The sequence below is a fragment of the Kitasatospora papulosa genome (genome assembly GCF_000717245.1).
GTDB lineage: Bacteria > Actinomycetota > Actinomycetes > Streptomycetales > Streptomycetaceae > Streptomyces > Streptomyces papulosus.
This window is the reverse complement of record NZ_JNYQ01000007.1, coordinates 117,817-134,791: the sequence shown is the minus strand read 5'-3', so window position 1 is coordinate 134,791 and position 16,975 is coordinate 117,817. Positions and strand designations below refer to the sequence as shown.

General features: G+C 73.4%; 15 protein-coding genes. 6 read left to right on the top strand and 9 right to left on the bottom strand.

The window, feature by feature from the left end; translation table 11 throughout:
- Window positions 1-8: 8 nt before the first annotated feature.
- The 3 genes from IA22_RS0120685 to ligA all read right to left on the bottom strand — a co-directional run bounded on the left by IA22_RS0120685 (window position 9) and on the right by ligA (window position 3,748).
- A complete protein-coding gene (locus IA22_RS0120685; protein WP_014152996.1) occupies window positions 9-485 on the bottom strand; it encodes a hypothetical protein in 477 nt (158 codons plus the stop codon).
- A gap of 167 nt (window positions 486-652) precedes the next feature.
- On the bottom strand, window positions 653-1,504 hold the full coding sequence (locus IA22_RS0120680) for a rod shape-determining protein (RefSeq protein ID WP_030124422.1): 852 nt from the start codon (window positions 1,502-1,504) through the stop codon (window positions 653-655).
- A gap of 147 nt (window positions 1,505-1,651) precedes the next feature.
- On the bottom strand, window positions 1,652-3,748 hold the full coding sequence (ligA, locus tag IA22_RS0120675; protein WP_030124421.1) for an NAD-dependent DNA ligase LigA: 2,097 nt from the start codon (window positions 3,746-3,748) through the stop codon (window positions 1,652-1,654).
- 239 nt (window positions 3,749-3,987) lie between these two features.
- Here ligA and IA22_RS0120670 point away from each other — a divergent pair, with 239 nt between their 5' ends.
- From IA22_RS0120670 to IA22_RS0120660, 3 genes are all read left to right on the top strand, one after another.
- Complete coding sequence (locus IA22_RS0120670) at window positions 3,988-4,923, top strand: DUF1996 domain-containing protein (RefSeq protein ID WP_030124420.1); 936 nt, start codon at window positions 3,988-3,990, stop codon at window positions 4,921-4,923.
- A gap of 83 nt (window positions 4,924-5,006) precedes the next feature.
- Window positions 5,007-5,639, top strand: a complete 633-nt coding sequence (locus IA22_RS0120665; protein WP_030124419.1) for a DUF305 domain-containing protein — start codon at window positions 5,007-5,009, stop codon at window positions 5,637-5,639.
- Window positions 5,640-5,646: 7 nt separating this feature from the next.
- On the top strand, window positions 5,647-6,702 hold the full coding sequence (locus IA22_RS0120660) for a LacI family DNA-binding transcriptional regulator (protein WP_014153001.1): 1,056 nt from the start codon (window positions 5,647-5,649) through the stop codon (window positions 6,700-6,702).
- 4 nt (window positions 6,703-6,706) lie between these two features.
- Here the strand turns inward: IA22_RS0120660 and IA22_RS0120655 are convergent, their stop codons facing one another.
- Window positions 6,707-9,028, bottom strand: coding sequence for a phage holin family protein (locus tag IA22_RS0120655; RefSeq protein ID WP_030124418.1), 2,322 nt, complete (start codon window positions 9,026-9,028; stop codon window positions 6,707-6,709).
- Window positions 9,029-9,130: 102 nt separating this feature from the next.
- Window positions 9,131-9,547: a recombinase family protein gene (locus IA22_RS0120650; protein WP_030124417.1), complete on the bottom strand. Its 417-nt coding sequence runs from the start codon at window positions 9,545-9,547 to the stop codon at window positions 9,131-9,133.
- A gap of 176 nt (window positions 9,548-9,723) precedes the next feature.
- Here IA22_RS0120650 and IA22_RS0120645 point away from each other — a divergent pair, with 176 nt between their 5' ends.
- Both IA22_RS0120645 and IA22_RS0120640 read left to right on the top strand, forming a co-directional pair.
- Entirely contained in the window at window positions 9,724-10,500 is a 777-nt protein-coding gene (locus tag IA22_RS0120645) for an MBL fold metallo-hydrolase (protein WP_015579501.1), read from the top strand.
- Entirely contained in the window at window positions 10,497-11,117 is a 621-nt protein-coding gene (locus IA22_RS0120640) for a DedA family protein (protein ID WP_015579500.1), read from the top strand. The genes IA22_RS0120645 and IA22_RS0120640 overlap by 4 nt, the downstream gene beginning before the upstream one ends.
- Window positions 11,118-11,142: 25 nt before the next feature.
- On the opposite strand, the gene IA22_RS0120635 is transcribed toward IA22_RS0120640, so the two are convergent.
- From IA22_RS0120635 to IA22_RS0120620, 4 genes are all read right to left on the bottom strand, one after another.
- On the bottom strand, window positions 11,143-12,168 hold the full coding sequence (locus IA22_RS0120635) for an MBL fold metallo-hydrolase (RefSeq protein WP_014153006.1): 1,026 nt from the start codon (window positions 12,166-12,168) through the stop codon (window positions 11,143-11,145).
- A gap of 13 nt (window positions 12,169-12,181) precedes the next feature.
- A complete protein-coding gene (locus IA22_RS0120630; protein WP_015579499.1) occupies window positions 12,182-13,420 on the bottom strand; it encodes an aminotransferase class I/II-fold pyridoxal phosphate-dependent enzyme in 1,239 nt (412 codons plus the stop codon).
- A 132-nt stretch (window positions 13,421-13,552) separates the two neighbouring features.
- A complete protein-coding gene (locus IA22_RS0120625) occupies window positions 13,553-14,377 on the bottom strand; it encodes an SMP-30/gluconolactonase/LRE family protein (protein WP_389436589.1) in 825 nt (274 codons plus the stop codon).
- 20 nt (window positions 14,378-14,397) lie between these two features.
- On the bottom strand, window positions 14,398-15,171 hold the full coding sequence (locus IA22_RS0120620) for an IclR family transcriptional regulator (protein ID WP_014153009.1): 774 nt from the start codon (window positions 15,169-15,171) through the stop codon (window positions 14,398-14,400).
- Window positions 15,172-15,395: 224 nt separating this feature from the next.
- On the opposite strand from IA22_RS0120620, the gene IA22_RS0120615 reads away from it, so the two are divergent.
- Window positions 15,396-16,892 (top strand): bifunctional phosphatase PAP2/diacylglycerol kinase family protein, encoded by a 1,497-nt coding sequence (locus IA22_RS0120615; protein WP_030124415.1) that lies wholly within the window; start codon window positions 15,396-15,398, stop codon window positions 16,890-16,892.
- Window positions 16,893-16,975 lie beyond the last annotated feature (83 nt).

Here is a 16,975-nt window from a genome sequence, read left to right as displayed (position 1 = left end):
CCCGTGCCTCAGAGGGAAGGGCGGGACGACAGGTCTGTGCAGCGGGACCGGTGGAGGGCCGGCTGGCCGGCCTCCGCCCCTGGGGGACCCCGCACACCAGGCAGCGCCGCCCGGGCGCGTGCGGCGAAGAACGGGCTCGCGCCCGTGGCGCCCGGAGCGGTGCCCCGGGGCGGAATCAGGTTCTGCGGGCGTGGCGGCAGGGCGCCGTGGCCGGGTGGCGGCAGGTGCTGCGGGGCGTGCGGGCGGTCGGCGCCCGCACGCGGTCCCGGCAGATGGCCGGCCTCCGCCCACCGGGCGGGGTCGTCGGGCCGGACGGCCACGGACGGGCCCGAGGCGTGGGTGTCGGGGGCGGCGGCGTGGGCTGCCGAGCCGGCGACGAGTCCTCCGCCGGGCCCCGGCACCGGGAGCGCGTTCGCGGCTGTCGCGGGCGTGCCGCCGAGAAGTGCCAGGACGCCGAGGAGCAGCGCCGCGAGGATGTGGCTCACCTGGTGAGAGGTCGTGCGGTGCCGCGGTGTGCGGCGCGGTGCGATGCCGTACGGCGCTGTGTCGTGCGGCGTGCTGTTCGGCGCTGTGGCGTGCGGCGTGCTGTTACGCGCTGTGTCGTGCGGCCCCGTCGGGGGCGCGTTCCCCCGGGGTGCCCCCGGGAGGGGGCTCACCTCAGCCGGGCCGGGCGGACGGACACCGCGCCTGCGGCGGCGGGGCACAGGACGGAGTCCAGGAACAGGGCGGCGCCCCGCACGACCGCGGTCGACGGGTCGGAGGCGATGCGCACCGGCAGGCCCAGGCGGCCGGTGATCCGGTCGGTGACGTCACGGCGGAGCGCGCCGCCGCCGGTGAGCACAGGCCCACGGCGCAGTGCGCCGCGTACCGCTCCGTGCCGGTCCTCACGCCACATGGAGGTGATCATATCGACCACGTTGCCGACGACTTCGGCGGGCGCCGATCCGGGGTCGAGGTCGCTGAGGCCCGCGTCGGCCTGCCGGGCGTCGACGACCGTTCCGTCGACGAGCAGGGCGACCTCGGTCAGTTCGGCCCCCATGTCGACGACGAGCACCGGGCCGTCGGCGGGATCTCCGGCGCACCCGGCCGCGGCGCTGGCACTGTTGAGGACCACGGCGCGGGACGCCCCCAGGGACGCGGCGAGTTCCTTCGCCGTCGCACGGTGTTCCGGTCCGGCCAGGACCGGGTGGCTGAGCACGACGACGCTGCCCGCGCGGTCGGCGCCCAGCGCGGTGTCGGCGAGGTGCCCGAGCAGTCCGGCGCACGTCTCCACGTCGACGATGCGGCCTCGGCGGACCGGCCGCGTGGTGCCGTGCTCCCAGCCGGCCGGTCCGTCGGTGACGAGCCCCTGTCCCGTGACCCAGGCGCGGATTCCGGAGCTGCCCAGGTCGATGGCCAGCCCCTTGGCGGGGCCGTGGGGCCGGCCGGCGGCACGGGCGGCCTGTGGTCCCTGCCGCCGGAGGACCGGGCGGCCTCGCCGCCGCCCGTCACGTGAAGTACGCATCGGCCCTCGTCCTCAGGTCTGCCGCCACAGCGGCCAGCAGGCACCCGACCCGCTGATAGCGAGGTCAGATCGAAACCTCACTATGCAATACAAGGCACGAAAAGGCCACCGCCTCGACAATTCAGGGCGCACACCGCTGAGCGGCTCTCACACCTCCACGGCGAGATGCGCCTCCACGAGCTCGGCGAACTCCTCGGGTGCGGCTATCCGGACACCGAGATCCTCGGCCTTGGTCCGCTTGGAACCCGCCTTCTCCCCGGCGACGAGCAGGCTGGTGCGCTTGGAGACGCTGGAGGAGGACTTGCCTCCGGCGCGCTCGATCAGCTCGTTCATCTCGTTGCGCGAGAGCTTCTCCAGGGCCCCGGTCATGGCTCCGGTCACCACGACCGTCATACCGGCGAGCGGCAGTCCGGACGTCGCGGACTCCTCGGCCTCCCCCTCCTGCGCGGCCCCGGGCTCCGGCGGCGGGGTGGCACCGGGCTCCGTCATGTTGACCCCGGCGGCCACCAGCTTGCCGATCAGCGGCGCGAGCTCCTGCAGTTCCCTGACGACCGCCGCGGCCTTCTCCTTGCCGATGCCGTCGACCTGTTGCAGCGCCTCCACGTCGGCGGCGGCGATCCGGTCCATCGAGGCGAAGTGGCGGGCGATCCGCCGGGACATGGAGCGGCCCGTGCCGCGCACGCCGAGCGCACAGAAGACGCGGGACAGCGGACGGCTCGCGGCGGTCCCGATGGCCGCCAGCAGGTTGTCCGTCGAGGTCTCCCCCATCCTGTCCAGGGAGAGCAGCTGGTCGCGCTCCAGCGTGAAGAGATCGGCGAAGTCCTGGACGAGACCGGCGTCGACGAGCTGGACGACCCGGGTGGTGCCGAGCCCTTCGATGTCCAGCTGGTCACGGCCCGCCGCGTAGGAGATGGAGGCGACCAGGCGGCAGTCGCGGCCCCGGGTGCAGCGCCAGCGCTGCTCGCTCGCGTCGATCTCCGAACCGCACCGGGGACAGGCCTCGGGGAACTCGATCGGCTGCTCCTCCCCCGTCCGCAGGTGCGCGACGGGCGCCTCGATGCGGGGGATGATGTCGCCCGCCTTGTAGACCATCACGTGGTCGCCCAGCCGCAGATCCCGGCGTGTGATGTCCGCGGGGTTGTGCAGCGTGGCGTAGCTGACGGTCGACCCGTCGATCTCGACGGGCTCCAGCACGGCGCGCGGCGCGATGATGCCGGTCCTGCCGACGTTCCACTCGACGCCCAGAAGCCGGGTGACCTTCTCGACGGCCGGGAGCTTGTACGCGATGGCCCAGCGGGGCGCGCGCGTCCCGGAGCCCGCGTCACGCTGGTCGGCGGCCAGGTCCGCCTTGATCACGATGCCGTCGATACCGAAGGGCAGCGAGGCGCGCAGCGCGGCGATGTCCTCCACCCCCGCCTGGACCTCCTCGACCGTGGTCACGGTGCGCGGGGCGACCGCGGTGTCGGCGGCGGTGTGCACCCCGATCCCGGCGACGTACTCCAGGACCTCGCTGTGCGGGAGTCCGGCCAGGGTGTCCGTCAGTTCGCCGGAGTCGGGCAGCGCGAGCGCGCCGTACGCGAAGAAGGTCATCTCCACGCGGTAGGGGCGGTCCTTGGCCCGCAGGGTGCCGGCCGCGCCGTTGCGCGGGTTGGCGAAGGGGGCGGCGCCGTGCTCCGTGCGCACCGCGTTCGCCGCCTCGAACTGCTCGGTGGTCATGAGGATCTCGCCGCGTATCTCGAGCGTGGCGGGAGCGCCGAGCCGCTCGGGGAGCCCCAGCACCGTCCCGATCGCGTGGGAGACGTCCTCGCCGGCCGTCCCGTCGCCCCGGGTGATCAGCTGCTCGAGTACGCCCTGCCGGTAGCGCGCGGCGACGGCCAGACCGTCGAGCTTGGGCTCCACGCTCCAGGCCGCGACGGGCCGCCCGATACGCCGTTCCACGGAAGCGGTCCAGGTGACGAACTGCTCGGCGGAGAACACGTTGTCCAGCGAGAGCATCGGCACGGTGTGCGGCACGTCGCCCGAGACCGCCCCACCGGCGACCTTGCCCGTCGGCGAGGCGTCCAGCACCTCCTGCGGGTGCTCCTCCTCGTATGCGGCGATCGCGCGCACCAGCCGGTCGTACGCGTCGTCGTCGAGCGTGCTCTCACCTGCGGTGTAGTACGCGGCCGCGGCGCGTTCGGCCTCTTCCACCGCGGCTGCGTAGGCGGCCGTGTCGGCGAGCGGACCAGCTGAGTTCGTCGTCATGGGCACCATCCTGCCGTCCACCACTGACAATGCCGTCCGGGCATCACGGGGAGCGTTCCGCGAGAGAGCGCTCTCCCTTGATCGATGACACCAAGTGCCGCCAAATACCTGCCATTTGAGGGATCGGTGCAGAGTATTGACATGACTGCGTCACGCTTCTACGTTCCATGAGAGAGCGCTCTCTCTCCCTGGCCGGACCCCGGTCAGAGGAAACCCCACTTCCTCGGAACAGGAGTGCCGTGCTCTTCCTACGCAGACGTACGAAGCAACACCGCGGACGCAGGACCCTGCCCCCGTGGCGCTACCGCGTCGCGGGGCTGGCCGCCGCCGCCCTGGCCGTGTCCCTCGTCCAGGCCACCACCGGCAACGCGGCCGCGGACCGGACGGCCCCGCCCGCGGCGGAGGCCGCCGCCGACGTCGTCCGGGTCGCCGAGTTCCTCGCCGAATGCCCCTACACCCACCGGGCTCCCGACGACCCGATCGTGCTGCCGAACCTGCCCGGCGCCTCGCACATGCACAGCTTCTTCGGCAACGACTCCACCGACGCCCATTCCGATCTGGCCTCGCTGGAGAAGGCCGGCACCAGCTGCGCGCCCTGGACCGACCTGTCCTCGTACTGGGTCCCCACCCTCTACGACGGCACGAAGGAGGTGGAGCCGACCGGCACCACCTTCTACTACCTCGGCGAGGGCGTGCGGGACGACGTCATCCGGACGATCAAGCCGTTCCCCCGCGGTCTCCGGATCGTCGCGGGGAACGCGAAGGCGACCGGCCCCGACGACAACACGATCTCGCGCTGGTCCTGCCTGCACCACGGCGAGGTCAACCCGTCGCACGACTTCGTCAACTGTCCGGCGGGCTCGATGATGGAGAGCTATCTGGACTTCCCGCAGTGCTGGAACGGCCGGGATCTCGACTCTGCCGACCACAAGAGTCACATGGCCTATCCGGTGGGCGGCGCCTGCCCGTCGACCCATCCCGTTCCGGTGCCCAAACTGCGCCAGGTCCTGCGCTATCCCGTCAACGGCGACCCGGCGCGGTTCCGGCTGGCGTCGGGGCGCGGCTACACGATGCACGGTGACTTCTTCAACGTGTGGCCGGAGGCGGAGATGGCGCAACGGGTGCGCGACTGCATCAACGCCATCATCAAGTGCGGTGCCGACGGCAGACCCTGACCGCCCGTCCGTCCCCCGCCCATCGGTGCCCGGCCGGGTCGTCCTCCGGCCCGGCCAGGCACCCCCGCGCAAGGACCCCGCCCATGCCCACGCGTCGTGCCACGGCCCTGCTCCTCCTGCTCACCGTCCTGACCGGGTGCGCCCGGGAGGGCGGACAGGAGACGGAACCGGGATCCGTATCCGTACCGTCCCGTACGACGGCCGCTCCCGCCCCGTCCGCCGACCCGACCGACTCCGCGTGGGTCCAGTTGATGATCCCGATGGACGAACAGGCGGTCGCGCTGCTGGACATGGCGGCGGAGAAGCCGGCCGGCCCCCGGCTCCGGGCCTGGGCCGCACGTCTTCGGACCGACCAGGTCGCCGAACTGGCCGAACTGCGAGGGCTGCGGACGCGGATGGGGCTGCCGGACACCGATCTGCACGAGGGGCACGACATGCCCGGCATGGTGACGGCCGAGGATCTCCGGAACGCCCGCGCTTCCGGGGGCGCCGCCTTCGACCGGCTGCTCGTGACGCAGATCCACGACCACCTGCGCCAGTCGGAGCAGGTCTCACGCTCGGAGACGACGGCCGGCAGCGGAGCGGAGGCCCGGGCGCGCGCCCGGGAGCTCGTCGCCGTACGCGGGAAACAGCTGGCGTCCCTGACGTCGCTGTGCGCGGGCAGGGCCGCTGACGTGCCGCAACCCTTCGCATGCCCCTCGGATCACCCGGTATAAAGACTGCATGACTGCCGATGTCTCACCGCCCGTGCGCCCCGCCACCCTGGAGGACGTGGCCGCGGTGGCGGGCGTCTCCCGGGCGACCGTCTCCCGTGTCATCAACGGTGCGACCACGGTCGACCCGGCGCTGCGCCGGGTCGTGGAGGCGGCGGTGGCCACGACCGGCTACGTCCCCAACCGGGCGGCGCGTTCCCTGGTGACCCGGCGGACCGATTCGATCGCGCTGGTCGTGTCGGAGCGCGAACGCCGCCTCGTCCCGGAGCCGTTCATCGGCCGGATGTTCTCCGACCCCCACTTCGGGCGTGTGGTCGCGGGGCTGATGGACGTGCTGCGCCCGGCCGGGATCCAGATGGTGCTGATGCTGTCCGACGACGAGACGTCGCGCAATCAGCTCCTGTCGTACCTGCGCCAGGGGCACGTCGACGGAGTGGTGCTGATCTCCTCGCACGCCGACGACCCGCTGCCCGCCCTGCTCCACGACACCCGGCTGCCCGCCGTACTGGCCGGCCGGCCCCACAACCCGTCCCCGCTCACCTACGTCGAGGCGGACCAGCGGGCCGGGGCCCGGATGGCGGCGGACCACCTGGCGGCCCTGGGGCGACGGAGCATCGGGACGATCGCCGGCCCGCAGGACATGCCCGCCGGCCAGGTGCGTCTGACCGGCTTCCTGGACGCGCTGGAGCAGCACGGCATCGGGGACGTGGTGACCGCCGAAGGGGGCTTCACCCAGGCGGGCGGCGCGGCGGCGATGCGGCAACTGCTCCGCGAACGTCCGGATCTGGACGCGGTGTTCATCGCCTCGGACCTGATGGCCCAGGGCGCGCTGCCCGTGCTGCTGCGGGCCGGCAGGGACGTGCCAGGCGACGTGGCCGTGGTGGGCTTCGACGACAGCACCGCGGCAGTGGCCTGCGATCCGCCGCTCACGACCGTGCGTCAGCCGGTGGAGGAGATGGCGGCCGAGATGGCGAGGCTCCTCCTGAAGCAGATCGGCAGCCCGGCCGACGGCCCCGCGCCGTCCGTGGTGTTCCACCCGACGCTGGTCCGGCGCGAGAGCGCCTGACCCTTCATCCCCGGGCTCCCGGAACGGTGCCACCGGGATCCGGGACGGACGGGAGAGGGCGCAGCACGGTGACCGGCCCCTCGGCCGTCTCCCCCGCCCGGTCCGGGGACGCGGTGCCGGCCGGTCCGTACGGGTGAGCGACCGGTCCGTCGGGGAACGGCTCGTCCACCGGGTCCGCCCCGGTGAAACCGTCCTGTCGCAGCGGTATCTGAGGGCCGGAGAGCTCCCTCAGCCAGCGCGCCAGCACCCGGTGCACCGCTTCCGCCCCGACGACAGGACCGGCCGGACCCGGGGGAGCGGCCGCGGGCATGCCCGCACGGGCGTTCGAGGAAGCGTCCCGCGGGGTTTCGGCCGTCACCGCGTCGAGCGGGTCCGTCAGCGTCCGCGGCCAGAGCAGGAACGGCCGCGACTGTTCGCCGCCCAGCCCTCCGTGCGATCCGATCTGCTCCTCGAAGGCGTGCACACGGCCGGACTCGGGGTCGTACATCGAATTGACCATCACGTCCGCGACGTGCGGAAAGCCGTCGGTCCGCCGTATCGCGTCGGCCGCACCGGGCCCGAAGGCGGCGATCGGCCCGTCGCCGTCGCTCAGCTCCGCCAACGGGATCTCGGCCCCGTCCCGCCCGAGCACCACAGATCCGTGCTTCTGGCTCCGTACGAGCAGGAAGCCGATCCCCGGATGGGCGGCGAGGGTGCCGAGCAGGGCGGGGTAGCGGCGGTCGAGCTGCTCGCGCGAGGCCCGCCCCTCGATGTCGGGGAACGACAGCAGCCCGAGATTTCCGGAGGCGAGCACGACCGGGTCGGAGGGCTTGGCGGGGTGCTGCGCCTCCTGCTCCCCGACGACGGGCCGGTGCAGCGCGATGCGCACGGCGTCGCGGGCCTCGGAAGCGCTGCGGGTGCGTTGCGCCCGGCGGGGTACGGGCAGCCCGCAGCCGGCCCGTACGAGGTCCTTGAGGGTGAGACCGTAGCGTCCCGCGAAGGTCTCGCCCGGGCTCTGGCCGTGGTCCGACAGGAGCACGATCCGGTAGGCGCGGGGGGTGTGGTCCGCGATCTTCAGCATGAGGCCCAGGGAGCGGTCGAGCCGCGTCAGGACCTTCTCCGCGTCCCGGCTGTGCGGCCCGGAGTGGTGGGCGACCTCGTCGTAGGCGACCAGGTCGGCGTAGACCGCGGTGCGTCCCGCGAACATGTCGCCGATCACGGCGGCGACCACCACGTCGCGTTCGACGACGGTCGCGAACGCCCTGATGAAGGGGTACAGCCCGCCGCGCTTGACCCGGGGGGACTCCTTCCGCACCCGTGCCCGGACGGACTGGCCGATCTCGCGGACCACCTCGGCGACGAAGGACAGGGCCGTGCGGACGGCGTTGGCGGGGTCGGAGAAGTAGGCGAAGTAGCCGGCGCGCGAGCCTCGTCCCTTGCCGAGCCTGGCGGCCATCGACAGGACCAGGGCGAGCTCCTCCGCGCCCCCGCTGAAGAGGTTGCCCCGGCTGGCGCCGTCGACGGTGAGCAGGCCGCCGTCGTGGGTGCGGGCTATGGCCCTGCGCTGCAGTTCGAGGGCGCTCGCCGGTCTGCTGGAGACCATGACGGTGCCGGTCTCCTTCTCGAACCAGCGGAAGGCGGGGACGTCGAAGTTGCTTCCGTGCAGGATGCCGAGCTGGCTGGCGCCGGTCTGGCTGGACCAGTCGGTGGTCCACGGTGTGAGCCGGTGGCCCGCCTCGTCGGCGAGCAGGCCGGCGACGGTCGGCATGATGCCGGCGGCCGCCGCCCGTTCGAGGACGTCGTGGCCGACACCGTCGAGCTGGACGAACACGATGCCGGGCGGTCCGCCGCGCTCGCCGTCCGCGCTCCGTGGCATGCCGCTGCGTCTGCGGCGCCGGTCGGCGAGCCGGGAGAGCCGGCGCCGGTAGGCGTCGTCGTCGCGGACCGCGAGGGCGGTGGAGGTGGCGGAGGCGACGGCGGACATCACGGCCGCCACGACGACGGCGGTCTCCGGGTCGGCGTCGCCGCGCCCGTCGGGGATGAGCCGCAGGGCTATCAGCAGCAGCGACCCGTTGAGGAAGAAGACCAGTGCGCCCAGCACCAGGGCGGGCACGATGAGCAGCGCCCTGACGAGCACCGGCCACACCAGGGCGGAGAGCAGACCGAACGCGCCGGCGCCCCAGGCCGCGGTGAAGGCGGTCCTGGTGACCGTGTCGCCGTCGTCGGCCTGGAGCTGGAAGTCCGGCAGGATCCCCGCCAGCGCCAGCATGGTGAGCGTGGAGACGGCCCACACCGAGATCACGCGTATGAGGGTTCCCCCCGCCTTACGCCATCGCCCGTCATTCACGCCGTTCCACCTCACGTCCGGGCCCGGTGTGCGTCATGGGCCCGCGTCAAGCCTGTCACAGCCCGCCGCGGGCCCTGTGGCCCCCCGGGCCGTCCGAGGGGCTCAGCAGCCGTCGTACCCTGCGGTCGGCATGGAGAGCCTGCGGTGGACGCTGGCCTTGCCGCGAGCGGTGTAGAGGGGTTCGTCGAGGCCGGCGAACTCGAAGCGCACACCACGGCGCTCGCATTCGTCCTCGAAGTCCGGCACCGAGACGAGTGCCCGCGCCAGCACCCGGTCGTTCGGCGCCACGAAGAGGTCGACCTGACCGCTCTCGACGTCCGTCCAGAGGGCCCGGTGATCGGGACGCAGCCCGTAGACGCGGAGCTGCCGTGTGACGACGTATCCCCGCTCCGCCGCCCAGCGTGCGCACATGGCGTGCTGGCTGCGGGTGTCGACGAGGAACGGGTCGCCGTCGAGCTCTTCCAGCGGTGTGAGGCTGGCGATGGCCGCCACCCGTACGTCCGTGACGCGTTCGCCCATGAACCGGTCCCCCCGAGCTCGGATGCAGGTGACAACCCTACCCGCGCGGTAGCCCTCCGTAGCCGCCCGGTTCCGTGCGGCGTCCGGCGTGAAGGAGCACCCCGGCGTGGAAGGGGCGCGGACCGCCTACCCTCGTACGCGTACGGCGACGTGGGCACGGAGAAGGAGGCAGGACGGTGGAGGTCACCTGGTGGGGTCATGCCACCTGCACGATCGAGGACTCCGGGGTCCGGGTACTGACCGACCCGCTGTTCGCGCGGCGCTTCGCGCATCTGCGCCGCCGGCGGGGCGAGGTCCCGCCGCCGGAGGCCGCGGTCGCCGACGCCGTGCTGATCTCCCACCTGCACTCCGACCACCTGCATCTCCCCTCCCTGGCCCGCCTCGCCCCCGGCAGCCTGCTGGTCGTGCCCCGCGGTGCCGTCGGGGCCGTCCCGGGCCTGCGCCTGCTGCGCCGGGCGCGCGGGCTGCGGATCTCCGAGGTCGCCGCCGGGGACACGGTGCGGGTCGGCGAGGTCCTGGTCCGCGCGGTCCCGGCCCTCCACGACGGACGCCGTCTCCCGGTCGGCCCGCACCGGGTGCCGGCGCTCGGTTACGTCGTCGAGGGCGAGGCCCGCACCTACTTCGCCGGGGACACCGGGCTCTTCGACACGATGGCCGACGCGGTGGGGCAGGTGGACGTGGCGCTGCTCCCGGTCGGCGGGTGGGGGCCGAACCTGGGCCACCACCATCTGGACGCGGCACGGGCCGCGCAGGCGCTGACCCTGCTGGGACCGCGGTCCGCGGTGCCGGTGCACTACGGCACGTACTGGCCGATCGGGATGGACGGGGTCCGGCCGCACGAGTTCCACGCGCCGGGTGACGAGTTCGTGCGCCAGGCGTCCCTGGTCGCACCGGAAGTGGCGGTGCACCGGCTGGGGCACGGCGAGCATGTGAGGCCGGAGGCCCGTAGGTGATCGATCAAGTGCTGGGGCAGCTGCCGACGGAGTCGACACAGCAGGCCATCGGCTACCCGACGTTGTTCCTGCTGGTGGCGCTGGGGTCGCTGGTGCCGGTGATTCCGACGGGTGCGCTGGTGAGTACGGCGGCCGTCGTGACGCTGCACCAGACGTCACCGTTCGCCCTGCTCGTGGTGTTCGCCGTGGCGTCGGGTGCGGCGTTCCTGGGGGACATCTGCCTGTTCTGGCTGGGGCAGCGGGGAGTCCGCTCGGAGCACGGTTCGAAGTGGCTGGAGGCGATCACCAGCAGGGCCGCCCCGGAGCGGCTCGCGCAGGCGCAGCAGAAGCTGGACGACCACGACACGATGGTCCTGGTGCTGTCCCGGCTGGTGCCGGCCGGGCGGATACCCGTGATGCTGGCCTGTCTGCTCAGCAGGATGCCGTTGCGGCAGTTCGCCCGTGGTGACGTGCCCGCTTGTCTGGCCTGGGCGGCGACCTACCAGCTGATCGGGATCCTGGGCGGTTCGCTGTTCCCGGAGCCGTGGGAGGGCGTGCTCGCGGCGGTCGTGCTGACGCTGCTGATCAGCGGGACCCCGGCGCTCTGGCGGCGGATGAGGGCGCGTACGGCCGACTGAGCGGGCGCTCCGGCGGGACGGCACGTCAGGTCGCCAGGACCCGTGAGCCGCCGACCGGCAGGTCCCAGAGGTCGCCCCTCGGGTATCCGGCCTGCTGCCAGGCCGTGCGGAGCCGGGTCAGCGGTTCGAGGACCGGTTCGGCGGAGAGCAGGAACGTCGCCCAGTGCATCGGCGCCATGGCCCGGGCGCCGAGGTCCGCGTACGCCTGCACCGCCTCCTCCGGGTCGGTGTGCACGTCCGAGAGCCACCAGCGCGGTTCGTACGCGCCGATGGGCAGCATGGCCAGGTCCAGGTCCGGGTAGCGCCGGCCGATCTCCTTGAACCAGTGGCCGTAGCCGGTGTCCCCCGCGAAATAGATCCGGTGCCCGCTCCCGTCGTCGAGCACCCAGCCGCCCCAGAGGGACCGGCAGGTGTCGAGGAGGGTGCGTTTGGACCAGTGGTGGGAGGGCACGAAGTCGAACCGGACGCCGCCCAGCTCCACGGACTCCCACCAGTCGAGTTCGGTGACGCAGGTGAAGCGCCGGCGCCGGCACCATCGTCCGAGGCCCGCGGGCACCAGCAGCGGGGTGTCCCTCGGGAGCCTGCGGAGCGTGGGCGCGTCCAGGTGGTCGTAGTGGTTGTGGCTGATCAGGACCGCGTCGACGGGCGGCAGTTCCTCCCAGCGCACCCCGGCGGGGGTGATCCGGGCCGGGGTGCCGAGGATGCGCCGCGACCAGACCGGGTCGGTGAGCACGGTGAGCCCGCCGATGCGGACGACCCAGCTGGCGTGCCCGGCCCAGGTCACGGCCGCCGTGTCGGGGCCCGCCTCGGGCAGTGGCTGGGGGGCGTACGGCAGCCGGTGGATGCCCCGGAGGCCCTCGGCGTTGGGCCGCATGGCGCGCTCCCTGGCCAGACGGGTCATGCCCCTGACACCCGGGAGCGGGGCGGTGAGCCGGTCCGCGAAGCTGCGGGGCCAGGTGCGGGTCTCGCCGAGACGGCGCGGAGCGGCGACGGGACGGCCGGCGGGCGCGGGGCCGGCTCCGGCGAACGGGCGCTCGGTCTGTTCCGTCATCGAGAGGCTCCTGTCATCGGAGTTCATCGAGGGCTGCTGCGAAAATGCTCAGCGCCCGGGCGACGTGCGGCAATTTCAAGGGCTCCACCGCAGTGAGGGACTCCGTCTGCTGCTCCGGGGTTGAGCCGAGCAGCGGTCCGGTGCTGAGCCGCACCCGGAGCGCTCCGAGTTCGTCCCCGAACCGGTGCCCGCCCGGAGCGGGGGCGCCGATACGTTTCGTCAGGTAGTCCTCGAGCTCCATGGAGTCCGTGACGCCCCGCGCGGCGAGCCGCGCCCGCAGCGGCCCGAGGTCGGCGTAGAGGTGACGGCCGGCCTGCGGGGGCCTGGCGAGGGCGCCCACGGTGAGCACCGCGCGGTGAGCGGCGGAGGCGACCTGGGCCTGGAGGCGCGCCGCCTGCCGGATCCTCTCCGTGACGGCGGCGGGTTCGTGCAGGGCGTGGGCGGCGGCCCTGGCCACCGGTTCGGCGACGAGCGCGCCGAGCGCGGTGAGGATGTCGAGGACCCGGGCGCGGCGGGCCGAGGCGCGTGCGGTGGCCGGGAAACGTGCGACGGCGACCGGCCAGGCCGACGGGGTGAGTGCTCCGGCGAGGTCGGACACGACGGTGACGTCGTCGGGGCACATCTCCGCGGGGCTGAGCATGACGGTGTCGTGGGGCCGGTGGAGGGTGTCCCGCCAGGTCTCGTCGCTGACGACGTGCAGGCCTTCGGAGACCGCGGCCTCGCAGGCCTCGCGGACCAGTTCGGGCGGGGCGAGGGTCGCGGTCGGGTCGTCGGCCACGGAGATCAGGAGCAGCCGCGGCCGGCCCCCCTCGGCGCGGACCCTGCGTACCGTCTCCAGCAGCGCGTACGGGTCGGGGATGCCTCCGCACTCGGCGGGCGTCGGTACGTGGTAGGCGGGCCGGCCCAGCAGCCGTGCCTGCGGCATCCAGGTGGCGGGACACGGCCGGGGCATGAGCACATCGCCGGCGTGCGCGGCGATCAGCGCGAGCACGAGGGACTGGACGCCCGGGGCGGCGGCGACGTCGCCTGGCCCCCCGTGCAGGCCGCGTCGCTCCCAGTAGGCGCAGGCCGCCTCCCGCAGGATCGTTCCGCCACCGGGCGGCTCGGGCCGCGTGCGCGCGGCCGAGGCGGCCAGTACGGCGGCCAGCTCCGGCAGTACGGGGAGGCCGGGGTCCGGTGCGGGCGGGCCGTACCGGACGGGGCCGTGGTCCTCGCCGAGGGGGCGGGGCGGCTCCCGCTCGCTCCAGTGCATCCGGGGCCTCCCTCCGCCTGTGTCGCTCCCAGGCCCCTTTATACGGAGGTTCCCCGCCTTCCGCCCCCGGACCGGCTCCGGAAGGCGACAAGAAGGACGCGTTCCGACGGCGTGCTCGGGCATCCCGCCCGCTCACCCCCCGAACGGCGTCCCCGGCATCCCCTGGCCCAGGTCCGGGAGCACCAGAAGGGAGCCCGACAGCGGATGGGGGGCGTCCAGGCCGGTCCGGGCGGTGGAGACGTAGAGGTCACGGAGCCCCGCCCCGCCGAACGCGCACGCCGTCGGTCTGCGGACGGGCAGTTCCACGACCAGGTCCGGCCGCCCGTCGGGCGTGTAGCGCCGGACCGCCGCGCCGTCCCAGAAGGCGACCCACACACAGCCCTCCGCGTCCACGGTCAGACCGTCGGGCCATCCGTGACCGTGCTCGACGCTGACGAAGGGGCGCCGGTTCACGACGCGCTCACCGTCCACGTCGAAGACGTCGACGCGGCGCGTGGGGGTGTCGATGTAGTACATGAGCCGGCCGTCCGGGCTCCATCCGGTGCCGTTGCTGACCGTCACCGCGTCGAGGACGGGGCTGACCGTGCCGTCCGGGGCGATCCGGGACAGGGTGCCGCCCCCCTCGGCCTCGTCGTACCGCATCGTGCCCGCCCAGAGCGATCCGTCCGGCGCCACGGCGGCGTCGTTTCCGCGCCGCCCGGGGACGGGGTCGTGGACCAGCCAGGAGAAGGCGCCGTCGGCCCCGTACAGGCCGGTTCCGTCGCGCAGCGCGACCACGAGGCCGCCGCCCTCCCTCGGTTTCGCCGCCCCGACGTGCTGGCCGGTGGCCATGACGGTGCGGTGGCCGGTCGACGGATCGTAGGTGTGCACACGGGCGGAGAGGATGTCGACCCAGATCAGCCGTCCCGCGGACGGGTCCCAGGTGGGGCCTTCTCCGAGCTCGGCCGTCTCGCGCACCGCCACCTCCAGGGCGGGCCTCACATCTGCCCCCGGTGGTGTCCGAGCCGCCCGGACAGCGCGTCCGCGCCGCCCGCGGCGAGCTGCGCCAGTTCCGCCTCGCGCTCCTCGCTCCAGCGGATCATCGGCACGGAGATGGAGAGCGCGGCGACGACCCGTCCGGACCGGTCCCGTACGGGGGCGGCCACACAGCTCACGTCCGGGTTCGACTCCCGGTGCTCGACCGCTATCCCGCGCTTGCGGACGACCGCGAGCGCGTCCCGCAGCTCCGCGGCGTCGGTGAGGCTGTTGTCGGTCATGGCGATGAGTTCGCGCCCGTCCAGGCGCGCGTCGAGCTCCGCCTCCGGGAGCGCGGCGAGCAGCAGCTTGCCGACGGAGGTGCAGTGGGCGGGCAGCTTGCGGCCCGCGGCGGAGACCATGCGCACGGCGTGCGTGGAGTCCACCTTGGCGATGTAGATGACCTCGGTGTCCTCCAGGATCGCCACATGGACCGTCTCGCCGCAGGTCTCGGCCACCTCGCGGGCCACCTGCTGGCCCTCGGCGGCGAGGTCGAGCTGTTCGGCGTAACGGCTGCCGAGCTGGTAGGTGCGCACGCCCAGCCGGTAGCGGCCCGGCTGTTCCGGGACCGTGACCAGGTAGGACCGCGCGGCGAGCGTGGTGAGCAGTTCGTGGACCGTGGTCCGCGGCAGTTGGAGCTTGCGGGTGACCTCGGGGGCGGAGAGGGTCCCCTCCCCCTGGAGGAAGAGTTCGAGAACATCCAGCGCCCTGGTCACCGCAGGGACGAGTCGCCCCATGATCGCCCGCCAATCTCGTTCGACACTCCGGCCAATGACCGGAATCACGAACGCAGGCTAACCGTCCGGAACTTGTCAGGGCAACGTCCCGGGCATGGCGAACCAGGCGGGAAGAGGGCGATTCAGCACGGTTCATCCGTTTCGACTGGTACGACCGGTGTGTGACGGAGCACGCTGTGCGCGCCTCCTGGTTCACCGACCGGTCGCAGGGTATTCGCTGTCCCATGTCGACACAGAGCGGTCCCTCCTCCCCCGGTTACTGGCGCGCCCGGTTCCTGCAGCGCGATGTCGCCGCGTTCCGGGGCGTCGCCGAAAGACACTGGCCCGGCGCCGACGCCGTCCTGCCCCGGCTGAGCCGCAGCGCCAACCACGGGCTGCTGTGGTTCGGAGCCGCCGCGGGCATGGCGGCACTGGGCTCCAGCGCGCGGTCCCGCAGGGCGGCCCTGCGCGGGGTCGCCTCGCTGGCCGTCGCCTCGGCCACGATCAACACCGTGGGCAAGCAGGCGGTGCGCCGGGAGCGCCCGATACTGGACATGGTCCCGGTCATGAGGCAGCTGAAGCGCCAGCCGTTCACCACCTCCTTCCCGTCGGGACACGCGGCGTCCGCGGCCGCCTTCGCGACGGGGGTGGCACTGGAGTCGAAGGGGTGGGGCGCGGTCGTCGCCCCCGTCGCCGTCGCCGTGGCCGCCTCCCGCGTCTACACCGGCGTCCACTATCCGAGCGATGTGGTGGCCGGTGCGGCACTCGGCGTCGGTGCCGCGTTCGCACTGCGCGGCGTGGTACCGACCCGTGGACAGCTGCCCGCCCCCGGCCGGCCGCCGGCGGAGGCCCCGGCCCTGGCCGCGGGCAAGGACCTGGTGGTGGTCGTCAACCGCGAGTCCGGCTCGGCGACCAACGCGGCGGCCCTGATCCGCGACGCGCTGCCGCTCGCGGAGACGGTGGAGTGCGCGCCCGCCGATCTGCAGGGATGCCTGGAGGAGGCGGCACGCGAGGGCAGGGCACTCGGCGTCTGCGGGGGCGACGGAACGGTCAACATGGCGGCGGCCGTCGCGGCGACCCACGGTGTGCCGCTCGCCGTGTTCCCCGGCGGGACCCTCAACCACTTCGCGTACGACCTCGGCATCGAGACCGTGCAGGACACCGTGCGGGCCCTCACCGCGGGCGACGCGGTCCGGGTCGACCTGGGCCGCTTCCGTCCCGGACCGCAGGGGCCCGAAGGAGCTCCAGGCTACTTCCTCAACGCCTTCAGCCTGGGGGTGTACCCGGAACTCGTGCGGACCCGGGAGCACTGGGCGCCCAGGATCGGCGGCTGGCCCGCCGGGGTCCTCGCGGCCGCCGAGGCACTGCGGGGCTCCCGCCCCCTGACCGCCGAACTCCAGGGCAGGCGACGGCCCCTGTGGCTCCTGTTCGTGGGCAACGGGCTGTTCCAGCGGGTGGGCCCGGCCCCGGGCCGCCGCCACAACCTGGCGGACGGACTGCTGGACGTCCGCGTGGTGCACGGAGGCCGCACCCCCGGCCTCCGACTGCTCGCGGCGGCCTTCGCCGGACCGCTGTCCCGGTCACCCGTCCACGCGGCCGTACGGCGCCGCAGGGTCCGGCTCACAGGGCTCGCACCCGGCACTCCGTACGCGTTCGACGGCGAAGTGGCCCACAGCGGGACGGAGTTGCTGATCGACAAAATGCCCGAGGCACTGACGGTGTACTGCCCGATGCCCATGTAGCGTGACCGCATCATGAGATGTGTATCTCAGGATCCGACATCACGGCGTACCGTCGGCTTCATCGCCTGCGACTGAGGTCCGAG

Excerpts from the sequence above, each read along its gene's own strand:
- ligA (WP_030124421.1), bottom strand. The coding sequence starts at position 3,748 with ATGACGACGAACTCAGCTGGTCCGCTCGCCGACACGGCCGCCTACGCA.
- IA22_RS0120660 (WP_014153001.1), top strand. The coding sequence starts at position 5,647 with ATGACTGCCGATGTCTCACCGCCCGTGCGCCCCGCCACCCTGGAGGAC.
- IA22_RS0120635 (WP_014153006.1), bottom strand. The coding sequence starts at position 12,168 with ATGACGGAACAGACCGAGCGCCCGTTCGCCGGAGCCGGCCCCGCGCCC.
- IA22_RS0120620 (WP_014153009.1), bottom strand. The coding sequence starts at position 15,171 with ATGGGGCGACTCGTCCCTGCGGTGACCAGGGCGCTGGATGTTCTCGAA.
- IA22_RS0120680 (WP_030124422.1), bottom strand. The coding sequence starts at position 1,504 with ATGCGTACTTCACGTGACGGGCGGCGGCGAGGCCGCCCGGTCCTCCGG.
- IA22_RS0120665 (WP_030124419.1), top strand. The coding sequence starts at position 5,007 with ATGCCCACGCGTCGTGCCACGGCCCTGCTCCTCCTGCTCACCGTCCTG.
- IA22_RS0120630 (WP_015579499.1), bottom strand. The coding sequence starts at position 13,420 with ATGCACTGGAGCGAGCGGGAGCCGCCCCGCCCCCTCGGCGAGGACCAC.
- IA22_RS0120650 (WP_030124417.1), bottom strand. The coding sequence starts at position 9,547 with ATGGGCGAACGCGTCACGGACGTACGGGTGGCGGCCATCGCCAGCCTC.
- IA22_RS0120615 (WP_030124415.1), top strand. The coding sequence starts at position 15,396 with ATGTCGACACAGAGCGGTCCCTCCTCCCCCGGTTACTGGCGCGCCCGG.